We start from the raw sequence: 19986 nt of genomic DNA, 5'->3' as shown, positions 1-19986 counted from the left end.
CTCTTGACATTTTTATTATAACGTGATATAATAATAAAGCTTTAAGTTATGCGCCAGTAGCTCAGCTGGATAGAGTGACTGGCTACGAACCAGTAGGTCGGGGGTTCGAGTCCCTCCTGGCGCACCATATTGTAATCATAAAAAAGATGAATAGTCCGCAAAGCCCGTATCTACGGGCTTTTTTGCTGCTCTGACGGCGAAAAATCAAGGTTAAAAACCATGGATGAATGAACCCAATAAGAAGGATTCGAACCCGCGATTTTTTAATATTTCAGAATTCAGAGACAAATTTGGGAAAAATAATCTTAGATATGCCTTTTTTCATATGTAGAATAGTATATAAACTTTTCAAGACCGTTTTGTCTGGTATCACGAAGCAGTGATACTAAACAAAGCGGTCTTTTTTTGTGCCCAGACGGAGGTGAAACAGAAGAAACAGAAAATACCGCTTAAAAAATATTTACGGAGGAATAAGATGAAGAAACTAAAATTTAACAGCACGCTTAATCATAAGGTGAACAGCTACAAAACATATGAAATCAGTGTGGAGAAAGTAATCACATTGTACGGAAATTCGTTTAATAGGCTCAAAAATGACGCTCTTAATGATAATCCATATATTGCCGAGTATTGTGATTTGATGTACATCGACAGCAATGATGTTGCCCATTGTTTGCTATTTCTTGACTATGACAGCGGCGATGGTATTCTGGTTGAGTCTGAGGGTATGTCATACGCTCGAAAGTCCCAATTCATACCAAATGCAAGAGCATTGGTTGAAAACAGCGAGCTTACGGTTTCTGAACAGAAATTGCATAAAAGCTTGAAAAAAATTGCTGATAAAATTGCAGAGCTTGCCCACTACGGTGAAACAAGCTTCACTTTTGACAAGCTTTTGGAAGAATCCGATTTGGATGTAAAGTCCGTTCTGCGTGATTCGGTAACAGCAATGCTTCGTGAACGAGAGGACATTCAGATGGCGGAAAGTCAGTCCATCGAAGTTCCCTTTCAGCCGGATATCACAGTTGAAGTGAAGCCTACTCAGGAGCTGACGTTTTATTGTCCTCTGCGCCTCGTCAGGGAGTATGACGAATCCGATTATGAGTTTGACGAAGAAGTCATGGATGAGATGGAGGAAATTCCCTCAAAGTATGCAGTAGACTGTGCAGATGAAATCAACGATTTCATTCAGGATTACTCTGAACCGGAAGAAGAAAATCGTGGATTGATGGTGTATTTTGACAATAATCCGGCAGTCAGCGAAAAAGTTTTCTCGGCAATTCCATCTGTCAAGGAAATCAACGGTGAACTCATGGGCGTGTTTGAATGTCAGATTACTGAGAAATTAACAAACAATGAACTGGAAGATCTGCGCAGTCACCTGATCGGTCAATGTTCGGATGGCTTTTTTGAGGGCATGGAGCAGTATCCGATCAAAACCGCCGATTACGGCGAGATCTATGTCAGCTTCTGGAACGACAGCAACGACTGGTCGCTGCAAACAGGAGAAGAAATGGAATTGTCTCAAGTTGAGAAACTCACGGAAGAACCCGGTATGAGCATGACGATGTGAGGTGAATTATGTACAACAGAAGAAAAGTTGAAATGATGAAAGAAAGATACCCCAAAGGCACAAGAATATGCCTTGACAGCATGGAAAACGATCCACAGCCGATTCCATCAGGCACAAAAGGAACGGTAATTGCAGTTGATGACGCCGGTCAGTTATTAATGAAATGGGACAACGGACGTTCCCTTTCTCTCATTCCCGGCGAGGACAAATTTCATGTAATTCAGCAGGAGGAAAATCTGTCTGAGAAAATGGAAAAAACTGAAGGGCTGTCAGAAAATTTTGAAATGAACATGACAATGTAGCGGTTAAGTTTTGAAAAGGACTTAGCCGCTTTTTTATTATCCAAAAAGAAAGGGATGGTCAGATGATACGAGTATTCGACGCATTTTCGGGCATCGGAGGCTTCCGTTCCGCTCTGGAAAGGGTCGGAGGTTTTAAAATTGTGGCATGGTGCGAAATCGACAAGTTCGCACAGAAAGCCTACAGAACGCTGTATGACACGGGAGATGAGCAATTTTATGAAAATATCAGAAATATTAACGCCGGAGAGCTTGCGGACTTTGATCTCCTTACCGGAGGTTTCCCCTGCCAGCCGTTCTCGGTATGCGGGGCAAGAAAAGGCTTTGCAGACGAGCGAGGCGATCTTTTCTTTGAACTTGCCCGAATTCTTGAAAGCAAAAGACCTCGCTATTTTTTGTTTGAGAACGTACCCGGACTCATGGGGATTGATTCGGGGAGAACTTTTGCCAAAATCATTGAAACGCTTTGCAAATTGGGGTATTGCGTGGAATGGCGTGTGTATAACAGCGCCGATTATCTTCCCCAAGTCCGAAAGAGAGTATATATTGCAGGATGTCTTGGAATCAATTGTTCCGGAAAAATACTGGCTTTCGGCAGAAGCGACAGCGAAAATAGCAGGAAAACTGAACAAATAATCGGTGGAAGTCAGGGTTCGAGGGTTTATGCTCCCGATGGACTTGCGGTAACGCAATGCAGCGGTTCGGGAGGTATGGGCGGTAAAACAGGTCTTTACTTTATTGACAGCAACCCTCCTCCGAATTTAACGGATACAGCAAGATGCATAACCGCACGGCAGGACAGCGGAGTGAGTAACCACAAAGGTGAACACTCCGCTGTTTTTTGCGATCTGAACGAAAATCCGCAGATTACGGAAAACGCAAGATGTCTTCATACAAGAATGGACCAGCGTGACGCTGGACCCATTTCGTTTCCACCCTTTACAGAAACTATTCTTTACGGCTCGACCGGAGAAAAAATGCGCGATATTTTGTATGATTCACATGAAAATTATAGCGCGAAAGAGTCCTGTCGGGACACCGACCCGAGAGCAATTCTCAATCCGTTTAAGGAAAAAACTTGGCAGAACGGCAGACGTATCAAAGAACCCAACGAGCCGATGTTTACGCTAACCGTCACGGACAGGCACGGCATAGTTCATAACGGCAGGATAAGACGTCTCATGCCCATTGAGGCTTGGCGATTGCAAGGCTTTACAGATGAGCAGTTTTATAAGGTTCAGACAATCGGAATGTCCGACGCACAGTTATATAAACAGGCAGGAAACGCAGTGAGCGTACCTGTTGTTGAGGACATTGCAAGAAATTTATTGAAATTTGATGAGGAAATAAATAATGGAAAATATGATTAAGATTTTTGAGAGTGAAGAGTTTGGTCAAATCAGGACGGTGATAAAAAACGGCGAACCGTGGTTTGTGCTTGCAGATGTATGCAAAGCGCTTGAAATCAGCAATTCAAGAATGGTTGCCGGTCGTCTGGACAGCGATGAGCTGATGTCAGTTAAACTGACATCAGGTGGACAGTGCCGAGAAATGACGGCAGTTAGCGAAAGCGGACTTTATGATGTAATTCTTAGAAGTGACAAACCACAGGCGAAGCCTTTTCGTAAATGGATCACAACTAAGATACTCCCAACGATAAGGCGCACAGGAGGTTACGTCGCCAACGAGGATATGTTCATAGAAAACTACCTCCCCTTTCTTGAAGAACCATACCGAAATCTTTTCCGTCTGCAGATGACCGCTATCAACAAACTGAATGAGCGAATCCGTCACGATGAACCGTTAGTTGAGTTCGCAAATCAGGTGTCGAATACCGATAATCTTATCGACATGAACGCAATGGCGAAGCTTGCCGTGGAAGAAAATATTCCTATAGGAAGAAACAGACTGTTCCGCTGGCTTCGGGAAAATGAGATTTTGATGTCGGATAATCTGCCGTATCAAAAGTATATTGATCGTAGATATTTTGCGGTCAAGGAGTCCGTTTTTGAAACTAATTCATTTACCAAAACCTATCAGCAGACATTTGTTACAGGAAAGGGGCAGGCGTACATTATCGGCAGACTGAAAAAGGAGTTCGGGAATGAGGATTAAACGAACTGACAATAATATGAATGGTGGTGAGATTATGCTTGGATTTATACTTGGTTTGCTCTTCGGCGGTACGGTCGGTGTATTTACAATGGCGCTGTGCAGTGCTGCAAAAAGAGCAGATGAAGATCTGGAAAAAAATAAAATAGACAACAGTCGAATAAAATAATTGGTATAGGTCGTTTTGCCAACAGCAGAAAATTTCTGTTGCTTGCAAAGCGGCTTTTTCTTTTTGTTGTTGGCAGCGGCAGAAAGGAGTTACATGAACAGCTTTATGTCATGGGTGGGCGGCAAAAAGGCGCTCAGGGACGCCGTGCTTGCGAGGTTTCCAACCTATTACGAGAGGTATATCGAGGTTTTCGGAGGCGCAGGTTGGGTATTATTTCACAAGCCGCCAGGCGGAGAAATGGAGGTGTTCAACGATTACAACAGCAATCTGGTGAATCTGTACTGCTGTGTCAGGGACAAGCCGAATAAGCTGAAATACAAGCTGCGGTATGTCCTGAATTCCCGTGAGGATTTTGACTGGATTGCAGGTTTGCACAAACGAGGGCTGTTCAGCAGATTCAGAGATGTTGACAGAGCGGTGAAGTTTTATCAGCTGATTCGATATAGCTACGCTTCGGGACTGGACAGCTTCGCTTGTCAGCCTCATTCCATCTGGTCGGATTTTCCGCAGATAGATATGGCGGCAAGACGGCTGCAAAAAGTGGTTATTGAAAATCGTGACTTTGAAAAGCTGATACGGCAGTATGACCGCCCGGTGAGCTTTTTCTATTGCGATCCGCCGTATTTTGCAACAGAGAACTACTATAAAGACGTGGGATTTCAGACAAAAGACCACATCAGACTGAGGGACACATTGCTTGGGTGTTCAGGAAAATTTTTAGTGTCCTACAACGACTGTCCGGAAATACGTGATCTATGGGACAATCCGGGAGTTTACATTGAGGAGATCAGCAGACTTAACAACTTGGCACAGCGATATGACGGCGGCTGTCGGTATGCGGAACTGCTGATTTCAAATTACGATACAACACAGAGAGTTGGTGCAATTAACCAACTCTCATTTTTTAATGAAGGAGATTTTTATTTATGAAAAAAGTTATATTTTCACAGATACTTGCCAAAAACGGCGTGACAAATTTCAGAGGACTGTTTGATGAAAACGGTCTTCCTGTCAATGTTGAACTTGAAGTAAACGAGGATGGCGTTGTGTTGACAGCCATCCGCCGTAAGCTTTCGGATGTTGAGCTAATGGAGATATGCAACAGCGTAGACGGCTGTGAAAGCTGCGTTTTTCAGGGCGACTGCGATGGTGAAGGCGGTGAAATTTAATGCTTGATTGGTTCTGCTTAAAAATCCGCCCTCCGCCATATTGAAAAGGTAGAATTTCCGCAAAGAGTCTGGATATTGCGTTGATTTTATGGTATTGTGGTGTCAACAAGAAATATGAAGGAGCTGATCAATATGAAAAAATCAATGCTTATCCTTATTCTGACTGCACTTCTGTCAGCCTGCGGCGAATCTGAAAACACACCGGAAAAAGCGGAAATATTCACATTTCAGACAACGCAGATAACATCAGTTACAACGACTAAAATAGCAGAAATTACAACAGTTTCGGCTGAGATTACAACATTCGCACATCAGTCTGAAACTACCACTCAAACAACTGCTGTAATTAATCAGCAGAAAGAAAAAATCCCGGAAGAACCGCAAATTTCCGAACGGCAGGAGGTTACAGAGACTGCTGAAGCTTACGATGAAAATCATGATGATTTTTCTGAGTTGATTATTGAAAATACAACTGAAAAATCTGATGTTCCCGTTCAAACAGATCCATCGCAAATTCCCGAAATTACGTCGGCTACAGCTACAGAACCGGAGGAATATGAAAAAGAATCTTCAGCCGTCGAATGCGGTTTATCCGACTATGAAAAGGCGCTTGAAGTGTACAATTTTATGACCTCAAGCGGCAGCGGAACTTGCGTACAGTATGCATATCAGACCTATGAAATGTGCCTTGAATACGGTCTGGAATGTTACTTTGCATGGACCGAAAATCAGCTTTACGGACATGTTGCAAATGTGGTTAAAATCGACGGTGTGTGGTATGTTCTGGACACGCAGGCAGGATGTTTCCTGACGGAAAATATGTGCGGTTTCATAGAAATTGTGGATGAAAATGAAAGATATATTGCATCTGCTGACATCATCAGCAGCGTGAGATATGAATAAAATAATTATGAGAGACTCGCAAATGCGAGTCTTTTTCTTTTGGAGGTAAATATGTTTAAAAATAGAATACTGAAAAAAATCAGCGCAGGTCTTATGGCAGGACTCTGCGCCTTTACTTTAATCGGAACAAATCTCGGCGGCCTTAAAACTAATGCCGCTGAAACCGCCAAAGAACCGCTGCTCTCAGGAGACGAGGTTATCAGACAGGCAGCGACGTACCTCGGAGTTCCATACGGCTGGGACTGCAAGGGCTACGACGGCGTGTATTCGTCCTCAAATCCTACAAAACAGTCCATGGAAACTGTTCGCCGAAAGGGTCTCGACTGCTCCGGACTTGTTTATGCGACCCTGACAGATTTAGGCGTAAGCACCGCCGGATTCCCGTCAAATAATCCCGTTCCGCAAAATTACTGGGAGTATGCGGACGGCTCTGCTTACAAGAACTGCACCATGACCTACAAGGGCGTAACTGCTCCGATTGAAGTGATTTATGAGAAGCTTGACGCCGACAGTCATCAGTACTACGAAAATGAAAATCTCATTCCCGGAGCCGTAATTTCAGGCGTTGCCAAGGATAACGGAATCGGTCATATGTGGTTTTACATGGGGCAGTTTGACAGCAGAGACGCTGTTCTTGATTACCTCGTGAAACTTGGATATAACCGTGACGCTGTTTCCCCTTATGTTGGCAGCGGAAACGGCGACGGCGGCAAGCATTGGAGAATCGAGTGCAACGGTTCTCAGGGCTGCGTTATCAACAACAACACCGACGGCAAGGCGAGATTTGCAAGCTTTGTCGCCTACAAAATTACCTCCCGTGACATAACCTTCAGTATCAAAAAATGTATCGACGGAACGTCGCAGATCGTCGGTAAATCGCCTGTTGACGGCAGTACCGCCAAGTACGGAGTTTACTCCGATTCTGCGTGCAAAACAAAGGTCGGCGAGATAACGATTGGCGCTGACGGCACAGGCTCAATAAAGCTTCCCGGCGGAACATATTATGTGAAAGAAATTAAAGCACCGACGGGCTATGCGCTTTCAACAAAGGTTTATGAGCTGAAAGCCAATCAGACTGTGACCGTTTATGAAGATTTTCAAGTTGGAAAAATCAAGGTCAACAAAACCTCCGAGGACGATATCGTTAAGGATATCGAATTCAAGGTTATCGGCTCTGACGGCAGTTCATATACCAGGAAAACCAACAGCAGCGGTGTTGCGGAGTTTTCGGGACTCAAAGTCTATGACATGAAAACCGGTAAGGCTGTGACTTATACAGTTTCCGAAATCAATGTGGCAACACGATATGAAACGCCGAAAGCAAAGAATGTTACACTGACAAGCGGCAATGCCGATTTAACAGTAAATGTGAATTTTGACAATGATCTGAAAAAAGGTTCTATTAAAATCAACAAGCAGTCGGAGGACGGTGAAAATGGTGACCGTACCTTTGAAATTAAGGGCGGCGGTAAAACCTACACCATAAAAACAGGCTCTGACGGCATTGCTATTCTCAGCGATATTCCTGTTTATGACAGCAGCAACAAGAAAATCGTTTACACTATCAGCGAGAAAAATGTTCCCGTAAAGTACGTTGTTCCTGCGGATCAGACAGCAACTCTGACAGCGGACGCAACAGTAAATATATCCTTCAAAAACGTTCTGAAAAAGTTCACCGTTGAGGTGACAAAGCAGGACGCAGAAATGGTCTCCGCACAGGGCAATGCTACCCTTGCCGGAGCAGTTTATGGACTGTATCTTGACGGCAAATTGGCAGACACCTACACAACTGATTCTGACGGATATTTCAAAACAAAGGAGTACGTCTGCGGTAATTATACGCTTCAGGAAATCTCACCGTCAGAGGGATATCTCCTTGATGAAACTGTGTACCCGGTTGGAGCAGAAGCTAAGAATTATACGATCGAACACAATCCCATTTCTATGATCGTCACCGAGGACGTTATCAAGGGAAAAATCAGCATAATCAAGCATACGGATGACGGTACGACTCAGATCGAAACTCCTGAGGCAGGGGCTGAGTTTCAGGTTTATCTGAAATCATCAGGTTCTTATGAAAACGCAAAGTCTTCCGAAAAAGACTATCTTATCTGTGATGAAAACGGCTTTGCGGAAACAAAACTTCTTCCTTACGGCGTTTACACTGTGCATCAGACCAAGGGCTGGGAAGGAACTGAGTTTATGTCAGACTTCGATGTCAACATCAGCGACAACGGACAGACCTACAGATACCTCATCAACAATGCAGAGTTTGAAAGCTATGTTAAGGTGGTAAAGGTCGACTCCGAAACAGGAAAAACAATTCCATACGAGGGCGCAGGCTTTGAGATTTATGATTCAAACGGTCAGAAAATATCAATGACTTTCAGCTATCCTACTCCCACAACTATCGATGTGTTTTACACAAACAACGAGGGCTATCTGATCACTCCCGAGGTTCTTTCTTACGGAGAATATTCTCTTGTCGAGGTGCAGGCTCCCTACGGATATGTTCTTGACAGCACGCCTGTTGCGTTCTCGATTTCCGCTGATAACTCAGAGGAAGAAAATGCTCTGATCATCGTTAAAGTTGAGAAGAAAAATACCCCTCAGAAGGGTAAAATCAGCATTCAGAAAACAGGCGATATATTCAGTTCAGTAACTGCACTTGGCAGTGCAATTTATATTGATGAGAACGGCGAGATCCACGAAAGCGGACAAACAACATATACTCCTGTTTTTGAGGAAAGCGGACTTGCAAATGCGGTGTATCAGGTCATAGCAAGTGAGGATATTGTAACGGCTGACGGTACGATAAGAGCCAATGCAGGCAATGTTGTCGCAGAGCTTGCAACCAATGAAAACGGCTATGCAGAAACCGATTTGCTGTACCTTGGAAAGTATGAAGTTAAAGAAATTACAGCGCCTTACGGTTACGTTTTAAACGGCGAACCGCAGCTTGTTGAGCTAACCTACGCAGGACAGGAGGTAACAGTGAGAGATACAGTAAATACGGCGTTTGTCAATGACTATCAGAAGCTTGAAATTTCACTTTCCAAGGTTATGGAACAGGACGAAACCTTTGGAATTGGTATGAATTCCGAGTACAAAAATGTACGTTTCGGACTGTTTGCGGCGGAAGAAATTACAGCCGCAGACGGCAATGCGATCCCCGAAAACGGATTTATCGCAGAGGTTTCTCTGGACGAAAATATGAAGGCCGTTATTGCTGAAAAAGTACCGTTTGCGAAGTACTATGTTCAGGAAATAGCAACGGACGAACACTATGTTTTAAACGGCGAAAAGTACCTTGTAAGCTTCGAATATCAAGGTCAGGAGATGACTACTGTGTACGTGGACTGCGGACAGTTCGAGAATAATCTCAAGCGTGGAAAGATCAAGGGACTCAAGGTAAATGAAAGCGAAGAACCTCTTGAAAATGCTTTGTTTGGACTGTTTGCAATGGACTGCAAAGAATTTACAGCAGATAATGCCATTGTAACTTCCGAGTCAGATTCAAAGGGTGAATTTGAGTTTTCAGAGATTCCGGTCGGCAGCTATATCGTTCATGAAATCGAAGCACCCACAGGATATATTCTGAGTGATGAAAGCTATCCCGTAACTGTTTGCGAGGACGGCGAAATCATTGAAATCACAGCGGAAAATGTGAAGATCAGAGGCAACGTTACCATTACAAAAATCGATGAGGAATACCTGGATAACAAGCTTTCCGGCGCTGAGTTTACAGTCTATTCCGATGAAAAATACGAGAACAAAATCGGCGTTTTGACTGAAACCGAAAAGGGTGTTTATGTCCTTGAAAATCTGGAATACGGACAGTACTTCTTAAAGGAAACAATCGCTCCCGATGGCTTTATTCTTGATGAAAATGTGTATCCGTTCAGTATTGAAAAAGACAGTGAAACCGTTGAAATTTCAAATGCTGAAAATGGAAAAGGTTTTATAAATAAGCCGAAAAGGGGTTCTGTGGAAATTACAAAAACTGACATTTCTACAGGTCAGCTGATACCGAATTGCGGTATTGAAATTCTCGACAAGGACGGCAATGTTGTTATTCAGGGAAGGACAGATGACAAGGGTATCATGACATTCGATATGCTTCGTGTGGGCGATTATTTCTACCGTGAATTTGACGCTCCCGATGGATATATTCTCGATGAAAATTCTTATCCGTTTACCATCAAGGAAAACGGCGAGATCGTTAAGTGCAGTATGACAAATACCAAGATTCCACATCAGCCTACTCCGTATACAGGCGACAACGGCAGCGATCTTTTAGCGTGGATCATGATAGGTTTTTCCCTTGCCATAGGCTCGGTTTTGTTTATCATCAGAAAGAAAAAAGGCGGTAAACATGAGGAATAAAATAATCAAAATTTCGGCGGTCGTTTTAGCGATCGCCCTCCTTTTTGGAGGATTATTTTTGCTGCTTCGTGACGATGTTCAGGTGAAAATTCAGGAAGAAAAAATCAATCCGTATGTGCCCGATTTTACACTTCTGGAAGTGCAGGAAAAAAGTGATCCGGAAGAAGAAAGTATCGCTGAAATTCCGTCTGAAGCGGAAGAAAAGCTAAAGGAACAGACTCAGGAATTGTGCAATAGTATTGACAATTCTATCGGCTGGATCAACGTCCCCGAAACGAAAATCAACTATCCTGTAATGTATTCCGGCGACAATGAATTTTATCTTCACAGAGCCGTTGACGGCAGCTATCTGAGGGTGGGTTCAATCTTTTTGGATTTCCGCTGTAATGCAGATTTCACGGGCAAAATCAACATTCTGTACGGTCACAACATGAGCGACGGGAGTATGTTTGCGGACGTGATGAAATTTATCGACAGTGGATATTTTGACAGTCACAATTACGGCTGGCTGACTACGGAAAATGCTGTGTACAAAATTGACTTTTTCTCAGTATCGCAGCTGGAAAACTACGACAGCTTTTATGATGTGACAGGTGATGTAAATGTGTGGCTTGACAACCTGAGATCGGACTCATTTATCTGGAGAAATTTAGAATTTTCCAATGAAGATAAGTTTATTTCACTGTCCACCTGTACCGGTTCCGAGGGCAGCTCAAGGACTGTTCTCACCGGAAAATTAACTGAAATATAGGAGTTTTTTGCATGAAAAAGAAAATATTTATTGTATTAATCACTATTGCTGTTATGACCTCGATTTGCAGTCTGACAGCATTTGCCGACGGAGATGTTGCGGGAGCAGTGGAAAGTACTTGGAACTCCGCACAAAGCCAGATCAAAACCATCGTCAACAATGTTGTATTCCCCGTAATTGACGTAATACTGGCGATTCTGCTGTTTGCAAAATTGGGTATGCTTTACTCCGATTACCGCAAGCATGGACAGATCGAATGGACTGCGCCGGCGATTTTATTCGGTTGTCTGATTTTTACGTTGACAGCGCCGTTGTACCTCTGGTCGATCGTCGGTATGTGATCCGCACTTTTGAAAAGAAAAAATATTTCGTGTGACAGGAGGTTTTTCGGTTGCCCTACATTCCATACACAGAGGAAGAAAAGCGGCTTGCAAACGGCGTAGATCTGGCTGAATTTCTCCGCATGAGAGGCGAGAAATTAGAGAAAGCCGGACGGGAGTACAAACTGATTTATCATGACGGCAGCGGTAAACACGACAGCATAACGCTCCGTGGCTCGACATGGTTTGATCACAAGAATCAGGTTGGAGGCGGTGCAATCCAATTCATGCGGTATTTTTACGGCATGGATTTTCAGACCGCAATGAACGAGCTGCTGGGAAGAAGCGTTACCCCGATTGCCCACAGTCCGCCGAAAGCGGCTGTGCCGGATAAAAAGTCAAAGGAATTCCGTTTGCCAAAAGCGAATTCGGACATGCACAGAGTATATGCCTACCTCATCAAACAGCGTTTTATTTCGCCGGAAATCATCACGCATTTTGCGAAAAAGCGGCTGATTTACGAGGATGCGAAACACCACAACGCAGTGTTTGTGGGCGTGGATGAAAACGGCGTTCCCCGTCAGGCGCATAAGCGGTCGACAAATTCTTTCGGGAAACCGTTCCGCATCACATGCGAGGGTTCGGATACAAAGTACAGCTTTGCTCACTTTGGCGAGTCGGAAAAGCTGTTTGTGTTTGAAGCTCCGATTGATATGCTTAGTTACCTGACATTGCATCCTGAAAGCTGGCAGAAGCACAGCTACATTGCCATGAACGGCGTGTATGAAAACGCTGTTTTAACAGCATTAAAAGGACATTCAAATCTGTCTGAAATTGTAATCTGCACCGACAATGATGTGGGCGGAATCGACGCTGCGGACAGGCTTAGTGACATTTTGAAAGAAAGCGGATATGCCGATATTAAGCGGATTCTGCCCACTAATAAAGATTGGAATGAAGATTTAAAACAGCTTAACGGCGCAGACTTTCTGCCGTCTGTTCCTCACAAAAGAAAAGAAATGTATTATGAAACTGTTTCGGATTTACAGCATTTTAAATGCAATCCCGACCGATTAATAGACAGACTTTCGAAAACATTCAGAAATGGACAATACATGTATCTGGCGGAATATTCATTAGCCGCTTCTGCATTTTTTATTGGCAGAAGCTCTGAAAATGTGATGTTTGAAAAGCTGAAATCAAAGCTGTCGGACGAGTACAGAGCGTATACGGATAAGGGAAAACTGTGTGCAAAACAGGACGATTTAAAATCCGCTTATCAGTCTGTAATGCGTGATTTGCGGCATACGCAGTCACGTACAAAGGAACAGATTATTCATACGGCAAAGCAGCTGTATCAGCTTGCGGACTGCGCTGTGAAATGTGAGGTGGAACAGCAATTGTCTGCACCGCAGTTGGCGCAGGAGGAAACGCCTCAGTTGGATGAACCATCTGAGGCGCTCCGTTTGGATTACGGATAATCAGAAATTTGAGCCGTTCCATCCCCAATTCGGGGTTTCGGAGTATTTGACATATATTCTGGACGGGTCGATTGAAAGCTGTTTATTTAAAATTGTGCAGACGCTGTCTGTTAGTTTTTCATAGGCTGAAGAATCGGCATGACCGAAAACGCTTACCTCAACCATAGCGGCAGGAGCGTTGTCTCCTTTGAAGTAAAGAATGTGTTCAGGTTCAATGCCTACCATGAGCCAGCTTTCGGATTTTCCTGGGATCGCAGTGATTGCCTGTCCCAAAGCGGATTTGATTGCAGTTTCCTTTTCATCAGGGACTGCGGCGTTAGTCTTTACATTAATAAACGGCATAGTAATACCTCCTGTAATTTGATATATTCAGTATATCACAGACAGGGATAAAATTCAATATGGAGGGTGAAAAATGACACAAACCCAGCTGATCGGCATCATTGCGATGTCGGTCATTTTTCTTTTACTTATGATACTGGCATACTGCTCCAATAATTATTCGCTCAATGGAATCAAGCGGAAAACTGTGGGACAGGGCCAGCACGGCGTTGCCAGATTTGCCACAAAAGCGGAGGTGAAACACACATATACCCAAGTACCTTTTGACGTGGAAAACTGGCGGCAAGGCAGGAATCTTCCCTCCGTTCAAGGTACGATAGTCGGCTGTAAAACCCACGGAAAACGGACGGTTGCGCTTGTGGACGAGGGTGATGTACACACGCTGATGGTAGGCGCAGCCGGAATAGGCAAAACCGCATACTTCTTGTATCCGAATATCGAACTGGCTCTTGCAAGCGGCATGAGCTTTCTCAATACAGACTGCAAAGGAGATGTTTTTCGGAACTACGGCAGGATTGCTCAAAAATACTACGGCTACAACGTTTCCGTATTGGATTTAAGAAATCCAACTCGCTCAGACGAAAACAATATCCTGCATCTTGTTAATAAATATATGGACATTTATCTGTCCGACAAAACCAATCTTTCCGCAAAAGCAAAAGCGGAGAAATACGCCAAAATCACGGCAAAAACCATCATCAGCATCGGCGGTGGAGATGCGGCGGCTTACGGCGCAAACGCTTTTTTCTACGATGCGGCGGAGGGTCTGCTGGCTTCATTGATTCTGCTGTTGGCGGAGTTCGGAGAGAAAAACGAACGGCATATTGTGTCGGTTTTCAAACTGATTCAGGATTTGCTGGAACCGGAAAAGGCCAAAAAGTCCGGCAAAACTGTGCAGCAGAAAAGCGGCTTCAAATCCCTGATGGAACGGTTGCCAGATGAGCATAAAGCGAAGTGGCTTGCCGGGTCTGCGCTGTACTCTGCGGATCAGGCGATGATGTCGGTTATGTCGACGGCGTTGTCACGTCTGAACAGCTTTATCGACTCAGAAATGGAGCAGATTCTGTGCTTCGGAACGGCGCTGGACGCAGAAAAATTCTGCAGAGAAAAGTCGGCAATCTTTATTGTGTTGCCCGAAGAAGATCAGTCAAAATATTTCATGGTATCGCTGATTATTCAGCAGCTGTACAGAGAAATTCTTGTCATCGCTGATGAGAACGGCGGTAAACTGGATAATCGTGTCATGTTCTATGCCGATGAGTTTGGAACTTTTCCAAAAATCGAGGGCGCAGAAGCGATGTTTTCCGCAAGCCGTTCCAGAAGAATCAGCATTGTAGCGATCATTCAATCTTTTGCGCAGCTGAACAAAAACTACGGCAAAGAAGGTCAGGAGATAATCACGGATAACACGCAATTGACCATATTCGGCGGTTTTGCGCCAAATAGTCAGAGTGCGGAAGTGTTGTCCAAAGCGCTGGGAGAGCAGACGGTTCTGTCGGGCAGTGTGTCCCATGGCAAGGATAAGTCCCAGTCGCTCCAGATGATCGGCAGACCGCTTCTCACAGTGGACGAACTGAAATCTATGCCCAAGGGACAATTTATTGTCATGAAAACAGGCGCGCATCCCATGATTTCGCCTTTAAAGCTGTATTTTAAGTGGGGCATTTCCTTTGAAGAACCGTACATTTTGGAGGACAAAGGCGCAAGGGCGGTTTCCTACACAGGCAAGGATGCCCTGATGCGTGAGGTGGAAATCCAGTATCCGCAGCAGAAAAAAGAGATTCCGGAAGATGATGAGGATTCTGAGGAAGAACCTCATAAAAGAAGAAAAATTCCAAGGACGGGAGGATGATATTGCTTTGCGTTTTTCAAGAGAAATTTACGAGTACGGACTGCCCCACAGGGCGGTGGCAGTCTATATGTATCTGTCCAATCGTGCCAACAAAAACAAGGAGTGTTTTCCGTCAGTCAGAATGATTGCAGAGGATCTGCATCTGTCGAAATCCACGGTATTCCGGGCGTTAAACGATCTGGAAACCGCCGGATTGATTACCCGTGAAAAGCGTTTCCGGACAAGCGGCGGACGAAGCTCCACGCTGTATAAATTAAAGGAGAAGTGAGTAATGAGTAAAGAAAATAAATGCAGCCGATATCGTATAACTAAGCGGTATTTCCTCAGAATGAAGCGGAAATGCCGCTGTTTTTACTGCCGTTCCAACCGGCAGTATGCGAATCTGAAACGGTTATTGTCGGCAGAAGAAAAAATGAGAGAATGGAGTGATGGAGATGTTTGACTGGATCGGCGACGCTCTGGATTGGGTCGGCGACAAGCTTTCAAGCGCCGGCGAAGCGATTTCCGAAGCGGTCTGGGATATCATGCTGGAATGGATTTTTAACACGGTATACGGCGCAATCGCGGAGTTTTTCGCCATGATAAACGGCATGGGATCGGATATTTTTGACCTTGCATGGGTGGATGCATTTTTGCAGCTATTCTCGCTGTTCGGCTGGACACTGTTTGCCGCAGGATTGGCGGTTGCGGTGTTCGACACGGCAATCGAGTACCAGACCGGACGGGCAAACATTCAGAGTACCTGTCTGAACGTGCTGAAAGGCTTCATGGCGGTCAGTTTGTTCACGAAGATTCCAGTGGCATTGTACAAGTTCTGCATTACTTTGCAGACCACATTTTCAGGAGATCTGATAGGTTCATTTGTCGGGGCAAACCGCAGCGATCTGGGAGCGACTGCTGAAATTGTGCTGAAAGGTATGGGCGGATATTCCGGACTATTAGGGCTGCTGACCATTATTATGCTTGCGTACTGCGTTGTGAAATTGTTCTTTGCAAACATCAAACGAGGAGGTATTTTATTGTGTCAGATCGCCGTGGGAAGTCTGTATATGTTCTCCATTCCGAGAGGATTTTCAGACGGTTTCAACGGCTGGTGCAAGCAAATTTTTGCCCTATGTCTGACGGCGTTTTTGCAAACCTCGCTGATGTTTCTGGGACTGCTGACATGGCAGACCAATATGCTGCTGGGACTTGGAATTATGCTTGCGGCGAATGAAGTGCCGAGAATTGCTCAGCAGTTCGGGCTGGATACCAGCGTGAGAGTAAACATGATGAGTGTGACAAGCACAGTAAATACGGCTGTTCGTGCAGGACAGTTTGTGGCGAAAAAGCTGGCGTAAAGGAGTGTTTTATGAAAACATATATTTATCCGCAAAATTTAAAAGCTGCCTCCAGACTGTGGTTCTGGAGCATCCGTGACTTTCTGCTCATCTGCCTCGGACTGATTTTGTCGGTGGTGATTTTAACGCAGCTATGGACGTTTCTGCCCTTTGCCATCACGGCGGTGTTTGCGTTTTTGAGCATTCGGTTTGAGGAAACGACGGTAGTCGATTACATTGTCTGTGCGTTCCGGTTTTTCGTGACCGCACAGCAAACATATTTTTGGAGGTAACTCATGAAGAACAAAAAATCAGCGCAGAACCTATTTGGACTGCGGACATTCGGCAAATACGGCTTGCAGACGGACAAAGTTGGACTTGCTTTTTTCAGCGTACTGCCCACCAACATTTCGGTGCTGTCAGCGGAAAATATCGATGTAAAAATTCATCACCTGATGATGCTGTTAAGTATGATTCCGGAACTGGAAATCATTTGTCTGGACAGCTGTGAATGCTTCGATGGCAACAAGGTTCATATCAAGAATCGCTTGAAATCTGAGGAAAATCCGCATATTCGGAAACTGCTGAAACAGGATGCGGCGTTTCTGGATGATATCCAAGTGGAGATGTCTACGGCAAGGCAGTTTCTGTTCTGTATTCGTTTCAAGGACAAAAAGGATGAACAGATTTTTCAGCAGATCAATCGTGTTTCCAAAGCGATTTCGGAGCATGGATTTGATGTGCGTCGCATGGAAAAAGCGGACGTCAAGCGGATGCTGGCAATTTATTTTGAAGCGTCCATGCACGGAGAAGAACTCCCCGATGTGGAGGGAGAAAATTACTTGGAGGTTATTGAAAATGTTTAAGAGAAAACAAAAAATCCTTACGCCCCAACAGGCGGAAGAAATCCGGGTTCAGGAATTTTTCGACCGTATTGTGCCAAGCACAGTGCGGTTTTTTACGGATCATTTTATTTGCAGTAACAGTTACAAATGCGTGTGGGCAGTTCGGGAATGGTCAACCACAACCGAGGAACAAGCGATTCTGGCGCACCTTGCGGACAGGAATTCTGTGACGCTCCGTATTTACAACCGCTTTGTGGACAGCGCCGAGCAGCGGCAGATTATTCAGCACGCCACGCGCCGGAACAAGCTGATGTCCACAACAAACGATGTGACGGAATCTCTGGCTGCGGAGAGCAATTTGCAGGACGTGGTGCAGCTGATCGCAGACCTGAGACGAAACAAAGAACCGCTGCTGCACACGGCTGTGTTTATTGAATTGAAAGCCTCCGACGAGGACAAATTAAAGGAGTTACAATCGGATATACTCATGGAGTTAACGCGCTCTAAAATCACGGTGGATAGGCTGATTCTGCGACAGAAAGAGGGCATGATCTCGGCGCTGCCCTTTGGATACAATGCGTTTGGAAGTCTGTATGAACGAGTCTTACCGGCGTCCAGTGTGGCGAATCTCTATCCGCTGAATTATTCCGGCAAGACCGATGAAAAAGGCTTTTACATCGGTCGGGACAAGTTTGGCACGAATATTCTGGTGGATTTCGATAAGCGGAGTGATGACAAAACCAACGCTAATGTGCTGATTTTAGGCAACAGCGGTCAGGGCAAAAGCTATCTTATGAAGCTTCTGCTGACGAATCTGCGTGAATCCGGAAAGAGCGTGATTGTTCTGGACGCAGAACAGGAATATGCTGATCTGACGAACAATCTTGGCGGCACTTATCTGGATTTCATGTCCGGTGAATATATGATCAATCCACTGGAACCGAAAAGTTTTGGCGAAGCAGAAAAGGATGATACCTCACCGGAGCCGTTTCGGAAAGTTACAAGGCTGTCGCAGCATATCTCCTATTTAAAGGATTTTTTCCGCGCCTACAAGGACTTTTCCGACATCGAAATCGACACCATTGAAATTATGTTGATGAAGCTGTACGCTCGATTTGACATCGATGATCTGACGGATTTTGACAAGCTGAAACCGACGGATTATCCGGTGATGCAGGATTTGTACGACCTGATTGAAAAGGAATTTATGATCTTCGACCACGAAAAAAAGCATCTGTACACGGAGGAAACCTTGCAGAATATCTGTCTTGGACTGCACTCCATGTGCAAGGGCGCGGAGTCAAAATATTTTAACGGGCATACCAATATTAAGGATTCACAGTTTCTGTGCTTCGGCGTGAAAGGCCTGATGGATACCAACAAGCGGCTAAAAGATACGCTGCTGTTCAATATTTTGTCCTACATGAGCAATCAGCTTCTGGGCGTTGGAAATACCGTTGCGGCAATTGACGAAACCTATTTATTTCTGACCAATCTCACCGCAATCGAGTACATCCGCAACGCCATGAAGCGCGTCCGCAAAAAGGAGTCGGCGATGGTGATCGCCAGTCAGAATGTGGACGACTTCCTGATTCCGGAGGTACGGGAATTTACCAAACCGCTGTTTGCGATTCCAACCCACCAATTCCTGTTCAATGCCGGAAACATCGAGCCAAAGGCGTACACCGATACTTTGCAATTGGAGATGTCGGAGTTCTCGCTGATTAAATATCCGGAGCGCGGTTCCTGCTTGTATCGCTGCGGAAATGAGCGATATCTGTTAGAGGTTCATGCGCCGGTTTACAAGGAAAAATTATTTGGAAAGGCGGGCGGAAGATAAAGCACAGTAAATCATAAACAGAAAAATACTGCATAAAATATACCATTATTGAAAAGAAACGAGGCAAATCATGAAAAAGAAAAATGTAACTGAATTGCTGATTTTTATTGTAGCAACAGAATTGGTCGGCGCCTTATCCGGACTTCTGGCAGGAAATTCATTTTCATTTTACAAGGAACTGATAAAACCTCCGCTATCGCCTCCGGGCTGGCTGTTTCCCGTAATGTGGGCAATTTTGTACGCATTAATGGGAATTTCTGCATTTATGATTTATACCTCGGATGCCAAAGAAAGATGTAAGGCTCTTGTTATTTATGGAACGCAGCTCTTTGTGAATTTTATGTGGAGCATTGTGTTTTTCAGATTCAGAATGTTCGGACTTTCCGTTGCGGTGATTCTGACTTTGCTGGCGTTGATTATTGCAATGATTATTATTTTCCGCAGAATTCGTCCGGCAGCCGCTTACCTGAATATTCCTTATTTACTGTGGATAGTATTTGCTTCGTATCTTAATATCGGTATATTATTATTGAATTGAGTCGCTTCGGCGGCTCTTTTTTATGGGAGGAAAAAATTTGCAGAAGAAAAAAATACAGAATTCGGAGTCAATTGCGAGAAGCAGTTG

Annotated in this window: 21 protein-coding genes and 1 tRNA gene; 21 read left to right on the top strand and 1 reads right to left on the bottom strand. The window is 44.6% G+C overall.

The genetic code is table 11. From position 1 onward, the window contains the following. The first annotated feature begins 50 nt into the window (after positions 1-50). The 13 genes from OCV67_RS09595 to OCV67_RS09535 all read left to right on the top strand — a co-directional run bounded on the left by OCV67_RS09595 (position 51) and on the right by OCV67_RS09535 (position 13163). Positions 51-127: transfer RNA gene (locus OCV67_RS09595), tRNA-Arg, on the top strand. 348 nt (positions 128-475) lie between these two features. Further along, positions 476-1573 carry a DUF6329 domain-containing protein gene (locus tag OCV67_RS09590; protein WP_147643766.1) on the top strand — a complete coding sequence of 366 codons (1098 nt, stop codon included), beginning with the start codon at positions 476-478 and terminating at the stop codon, positions 1571-1573. Positions 1574-1581: 8 nt separating this feature from the next. Beyond that, complete coding sequence (locus OCV67_RS09585) at positions 1582-1875, top strand: DUF4314 domain-containing protein (protein WP_147643765.1); 294 nt, start codon at positions 1582-1584, stop codon at positions 1873-1875. 62 nt (positions 1876-1937) lie between these two features. Continuing rightward, positions 1938-3242, top strand: coding sequence for a DNA (cytosine-5-)-methyltransferase (gene dcm / locus OCV67_RS09580; RefSeq protein WP_147643764.1), 1305 nt, complete (start codon positions 1938-1940; stop codon positions 3240-3242). Next, entirely contained in the window at positions 3226-3987 is a 762-nt protein-coding gene (locus OCV67_RS09575; protein WP_147643763.1) for a phage antirepressor, read from the top strand. Before dcm ends, OCV67_RS09575 begins: the two co-directional genes overlap by 17 nt. Beyond that, positions 3977-4153 (top strand): DUF3789 domain-containing protein, encoded by a 177-nt coding sequence (locus OCV67_RS09570; protein WP_262644496.1) that lies wholly within the window; start codon positions 3977-3979, stop codon positions 4151-4153. Before OCV67_RS09575 ends, OCV67_RS09570 begins: the two co-directional genes overlap by 11 nt. A 105-nt stretch (positions 4154-4258) precedes the next feature. Then, entirely contained in the window at positions 4259-5083 is an 825-nt protein-coding gene (locus OCV67_RS09565; RefSeq protein ID WP_147643793.1) for a DNA adenine methylase, read from the top strand. Continuing rightward, positions 5080-5322 carry a hypothetical protein gene (locus OCV67_RS09560; protein ID WP_147643762.1) on the top strand — a complete coding sequence of 81 codons (243 nt, stop codon included), beginning with the start codon at positions 5080-5082 and terminating at the stop codon, positions 5320-5322. Before OCV67_RS09565 ends, OCV67_RS09560 begins: the two co-directional genes overlap by 4 nt. Positions 5323-5454: 132 nt before the next feature. Then, complete coding sequence (locus tag OCV67_RS09555) at positions 5455-6225, top strand: transglutaminase-like domain-containing protein (RefSeq protein ID WP_178085081.1); 771 nt, start codon at positions 5455-5457, stop codon at positions 6223-6225. 51 nt (positions 6226-6276) lie between these two features. Continuing rightward, entirely contained in the window at positions 6277-10611 is a 4335-nt protein-coding gene (locus OCV67_RS09550) for an MSCRAMM family protein (RefSeq protein ID WP_147643760.1), read from the top strand. Then, the gene (locus tag OCV67_RS09545) at positions 10601-11362 is read left to right on the top strand and encodes a class B sortase (RefSeq protein ID WP_147643759.1); all 762 of its coding nucleotides are present in this window, start codon (positions 10601-10603) and stop codon (positions 11360-11362) included. Before OCV67_RS09550 ends, OCV67_RS09545 begins: the two co-directional genes overlap by 11 nt. 11 nt (positions 11363-11373) lie before the next feature. After that, entirely contained in the window at positions 11374-11703 is a 330-nt protein-coding gene (locus OCV67_RS09540; protein ID WP_147643758.1) for a DUF3852 domain-containing protein, read from the top strand. A gap of 50 nt (positions 11704-11753) precedes the next feature. Continuing rightward, a complete protein-coding gene (locus OCV67_RS09535; protein WP_147643757.1) occupies positions 11754-13163 on the top strand; it encodes a DUF3991 and toprim domain-containing protein in 1410 nt (469 codons plus the stop codon). On the opposite strand, the gene OCV67_RS09530 is transcribed toward OCV67_RS09535, so the two are convergent. Beyond that, entirely contained in the window at positions 13164-13505 is a 342-nt protein-coding gene (locus OCV67_RS09530; RefSeq protein ID WP_147643756.1) for a phenylpyruvate tautomerase MIF-related protein, read from the bottom strand. It abuts the gene before it with no gap. 73 nt (positions 13506-13578) lie between these two features. On the opposite strand from OCV67_RS09530, the gene OCV67_RS09525 reads away from it, so the two are divergent. The 8 genes from OCV67_RS09525 to OCV67_RS09490 all read left to right on the top strand — a co-directional run bounded on the left by OCV67_RS09525 (position 13579) and on the right by OCV67_RS09490 (position 19899). Continuing rightward, positions 13579-15357, top strand: a complete 1779-nt coding sequence (locus OCV67_RS09525) for a type IV secretory system conjugative DNA transfer family protein (protein WP_147643755.1) — start codon at positions 13579-13581, stop codon at positions 15355-15357. 7 nt (positions 15358-15364) lie between these two features. Further along, positions 15365-15625, top strand: a complete 261-nt coding sequence (locus OCV67_RS09520) for a helix-turn-helix domain-containing protein (RefSeq protein WP_262644495.1) — start codon at positions 15365-15367, stop codon at positions 15623-15625. A gap of 3 nt (positions 15626-15628) precedes the next feature. Then, complete coding sequence (locus OCV67_RS09515) at positions 15629-15799, top strand: hypothetical protein (RefSeq protein WP_178085080.1); 171 nt, start codon at positions 15629-15631, stop codon at positions 15797-15799. After that, on the top strand, positions 15792-16697 hold the full coding sequence (locus OCV67_RS09510; RefSeq protein WP_147643754.1) for a conjugal transfer protein TrbL family protein: 906 nt from the start codon (positions 15792-15794) through the stop codon (positions 16695-16697). The genes OCV67_RS09515 and OCV67_RS09510 overlap by 8 nt, the downstream gene beginning before the upstream one ends. Before the next feature lie 11 nt (positions 16698-16708). Beyond that, entirely contained in the window at positions 16709-16969 is a 261-nt protein-coding gene (locus OCV67_RS09505; protein ID WP_147643753.1) for a hypothetical protein, read from the top strand. 3 nt (positions 16970-16972) lie between these two features. Then, entirely contained in the window at positions 16973-17542 is a 570-nt protein-coding gene (locus OCV67_RS09500; protein ID WP_147643752.1) for a hypothetical protein, read from the top strand. Continuing rightward, positions 17535-19361 carry a VirB4 family type IV secretion system protein gene (locus OCV67_RS09495; RefSeq protein ID WP_147643751.1) on the top strand — a complete coding sequence of 609 codons (1827 nt, stop codon included), beginning with the start codon at positions 17535-17537 and terminating at the stop codon, positions 19359-19361. Before OCV67_RS09500 ends, OCV67_RS09495 begins: the two co-directional genes overlap by 8 nt. A gap of 70 nt (positions 19362-19431) precedes the next feature. Beyond that, complete coding sequence (locus OCV67_RS09490) at positions 19432-19899, top strand: TspO/MBR family protein (protein ID WP_147643750.1); 468 nt, start codon at positions 19432-19434, stop codon at positions 19897-19899. The last annotated feature ends 87 nt before the right edge of the window (positions 19900-19986 follow it).

The sequence above is a fragment of the Porcipelethomonas ammoniilytica genome (assembly GCF_025567485.1).
Classification (GTDB): Bacteria; Bacillota; Clostridia; order Oscillospirales; family Ruminococcaceae; genus Porcipelethomonas; species Porcipelethomonas ammoniilytica.
Note: the sequence above shows the minus strand (reverse complement) of the source record. Positions and strands in the feature narration are given on the sequence as shown.

Coding starts and splice junctions, on each gene's coding strand:
- OCV67_RS09590 (WP_147643766.1), top strand. CDS start 476: ATGAAGAAACTAAAATTTAACAGCACGCTTAATCATAAGGTGAACAGC.
- OCV67_RS09585 (WP_147643765.1), top strand. CDS start 1,582: ATGTACAACAGAAGAAAAGTTGAAATGATGAAAGAAAGATACCCCAAA.
- dcm (WP_147643764.1), top strand. CDS start 1,938: ATGATACGAGTATTCGACGCATTTTCGGGCATCGGAGGCTTCCGTTCC.
- OCV67_RS09575 (WP_147643763.1), top strand. CDS start 3,226: ATGGAAAATATGATTAAGATTTTTGAGAGTGAAGAGTTTGGTCAAATC.
- OCV67_RS09570 (WP_262644496.1), top strand. CDS start 3,977: ATGAGGATTAAACGAACTGACAATAATATGAATGGTGGTGAGATTATG.
- OCV67_RS09565 (WP_147643793.1), top strand. CDS start 4,259: ATGTCATGGGTGGGCGGCAAAAAGGCGCTCAGGGACGCCGTGCTTGCG.
- OCV67_RS09560 (WP_147643762.1), top strand. CDS start 5,080: ATGAAAAAAGTTATATTTTCACAGATACTTGCCAAAAACGGCGTGACA.
- OCV67_RS09555 (WP_178085081.1), top strand. CDS start 5,455: ATGAAAAAATCAATGCTTATCCTTATTCTGACTGCACTTCTGTCAGCC.
- OCV67_RS09550 (WP_147643760.1), top strand. CDS start 6,277: ATGTTTAAAAATAGAATACTGAAAAAAATCAGCGCAGGTCTTATGGCA.
- OCV67_RS09545 (WP_147643759.1), top strand. CDS start 10,601: ATGAGGAATAAAATAATCAAAATTTCGGCGGTCGTTTTAGCGATCGCC.
- OCV67_RS09540 (WP_147643758.1), top strand. CDS start 11,374: ATGAAAAAGAAAATATTTATTGTATTAATCACTATTGCTGTTATGACC.
- OCV67_RS09530 (WP_147643756.1), bottom strand. CDS start 13,505: ATGCCGTTTATTAATGTAAAGACTAACGCCGCAGTCCCTGATGAAAAG.
- OCV67_RS09525 (WP_147643755.1), top strand. CDS start 13,579: ATGACACAAACCCAGCTGATCGGCATCATTGCGATGTCGGTCATTTTT.
- OCV67_RS09515 (WP_178085080.1), top strand. CDS start 15,629: ATGAGTAAAGAAAATAAATGCAGCCGATATCGTATAACTAAGCGGTAT.
- OCV67_RS09510 (WP_147643754.1), top strand. CDS start 15,792: ATGTTTGACTGGATCGGCGACGCTCTGGATTGGGTCGGCGACAAGCTT.
- OCV67_RS09505 (WP_147643753.1), top strand. CDS start 16,709: ATGAAAACATATATTTATCCGCAAAATTTAAAAGCTGCCTCCAGACTG.
- OCV67_RS09500 (WP_147643752.1), top strand. CDS start 16,973: ATGAAGAACAAAAAATCAGCGCAGAACCTATTTGGACTGCGGACATTC.
- OCV67_RS09495 (WP_147643751.1), top strand. CDS start 17,535: ATGTTTAAGAGAAAACAAAAAATCCTTACGCCCCAACAGGCGGAAGAA.
- OCV67_RS09490 (WP_147643750.1), top strand. CDS start 19,432: ATGAAAAAGAAAAATGTAACTGAATTGCTGATTTTTATTGTAGCAACA.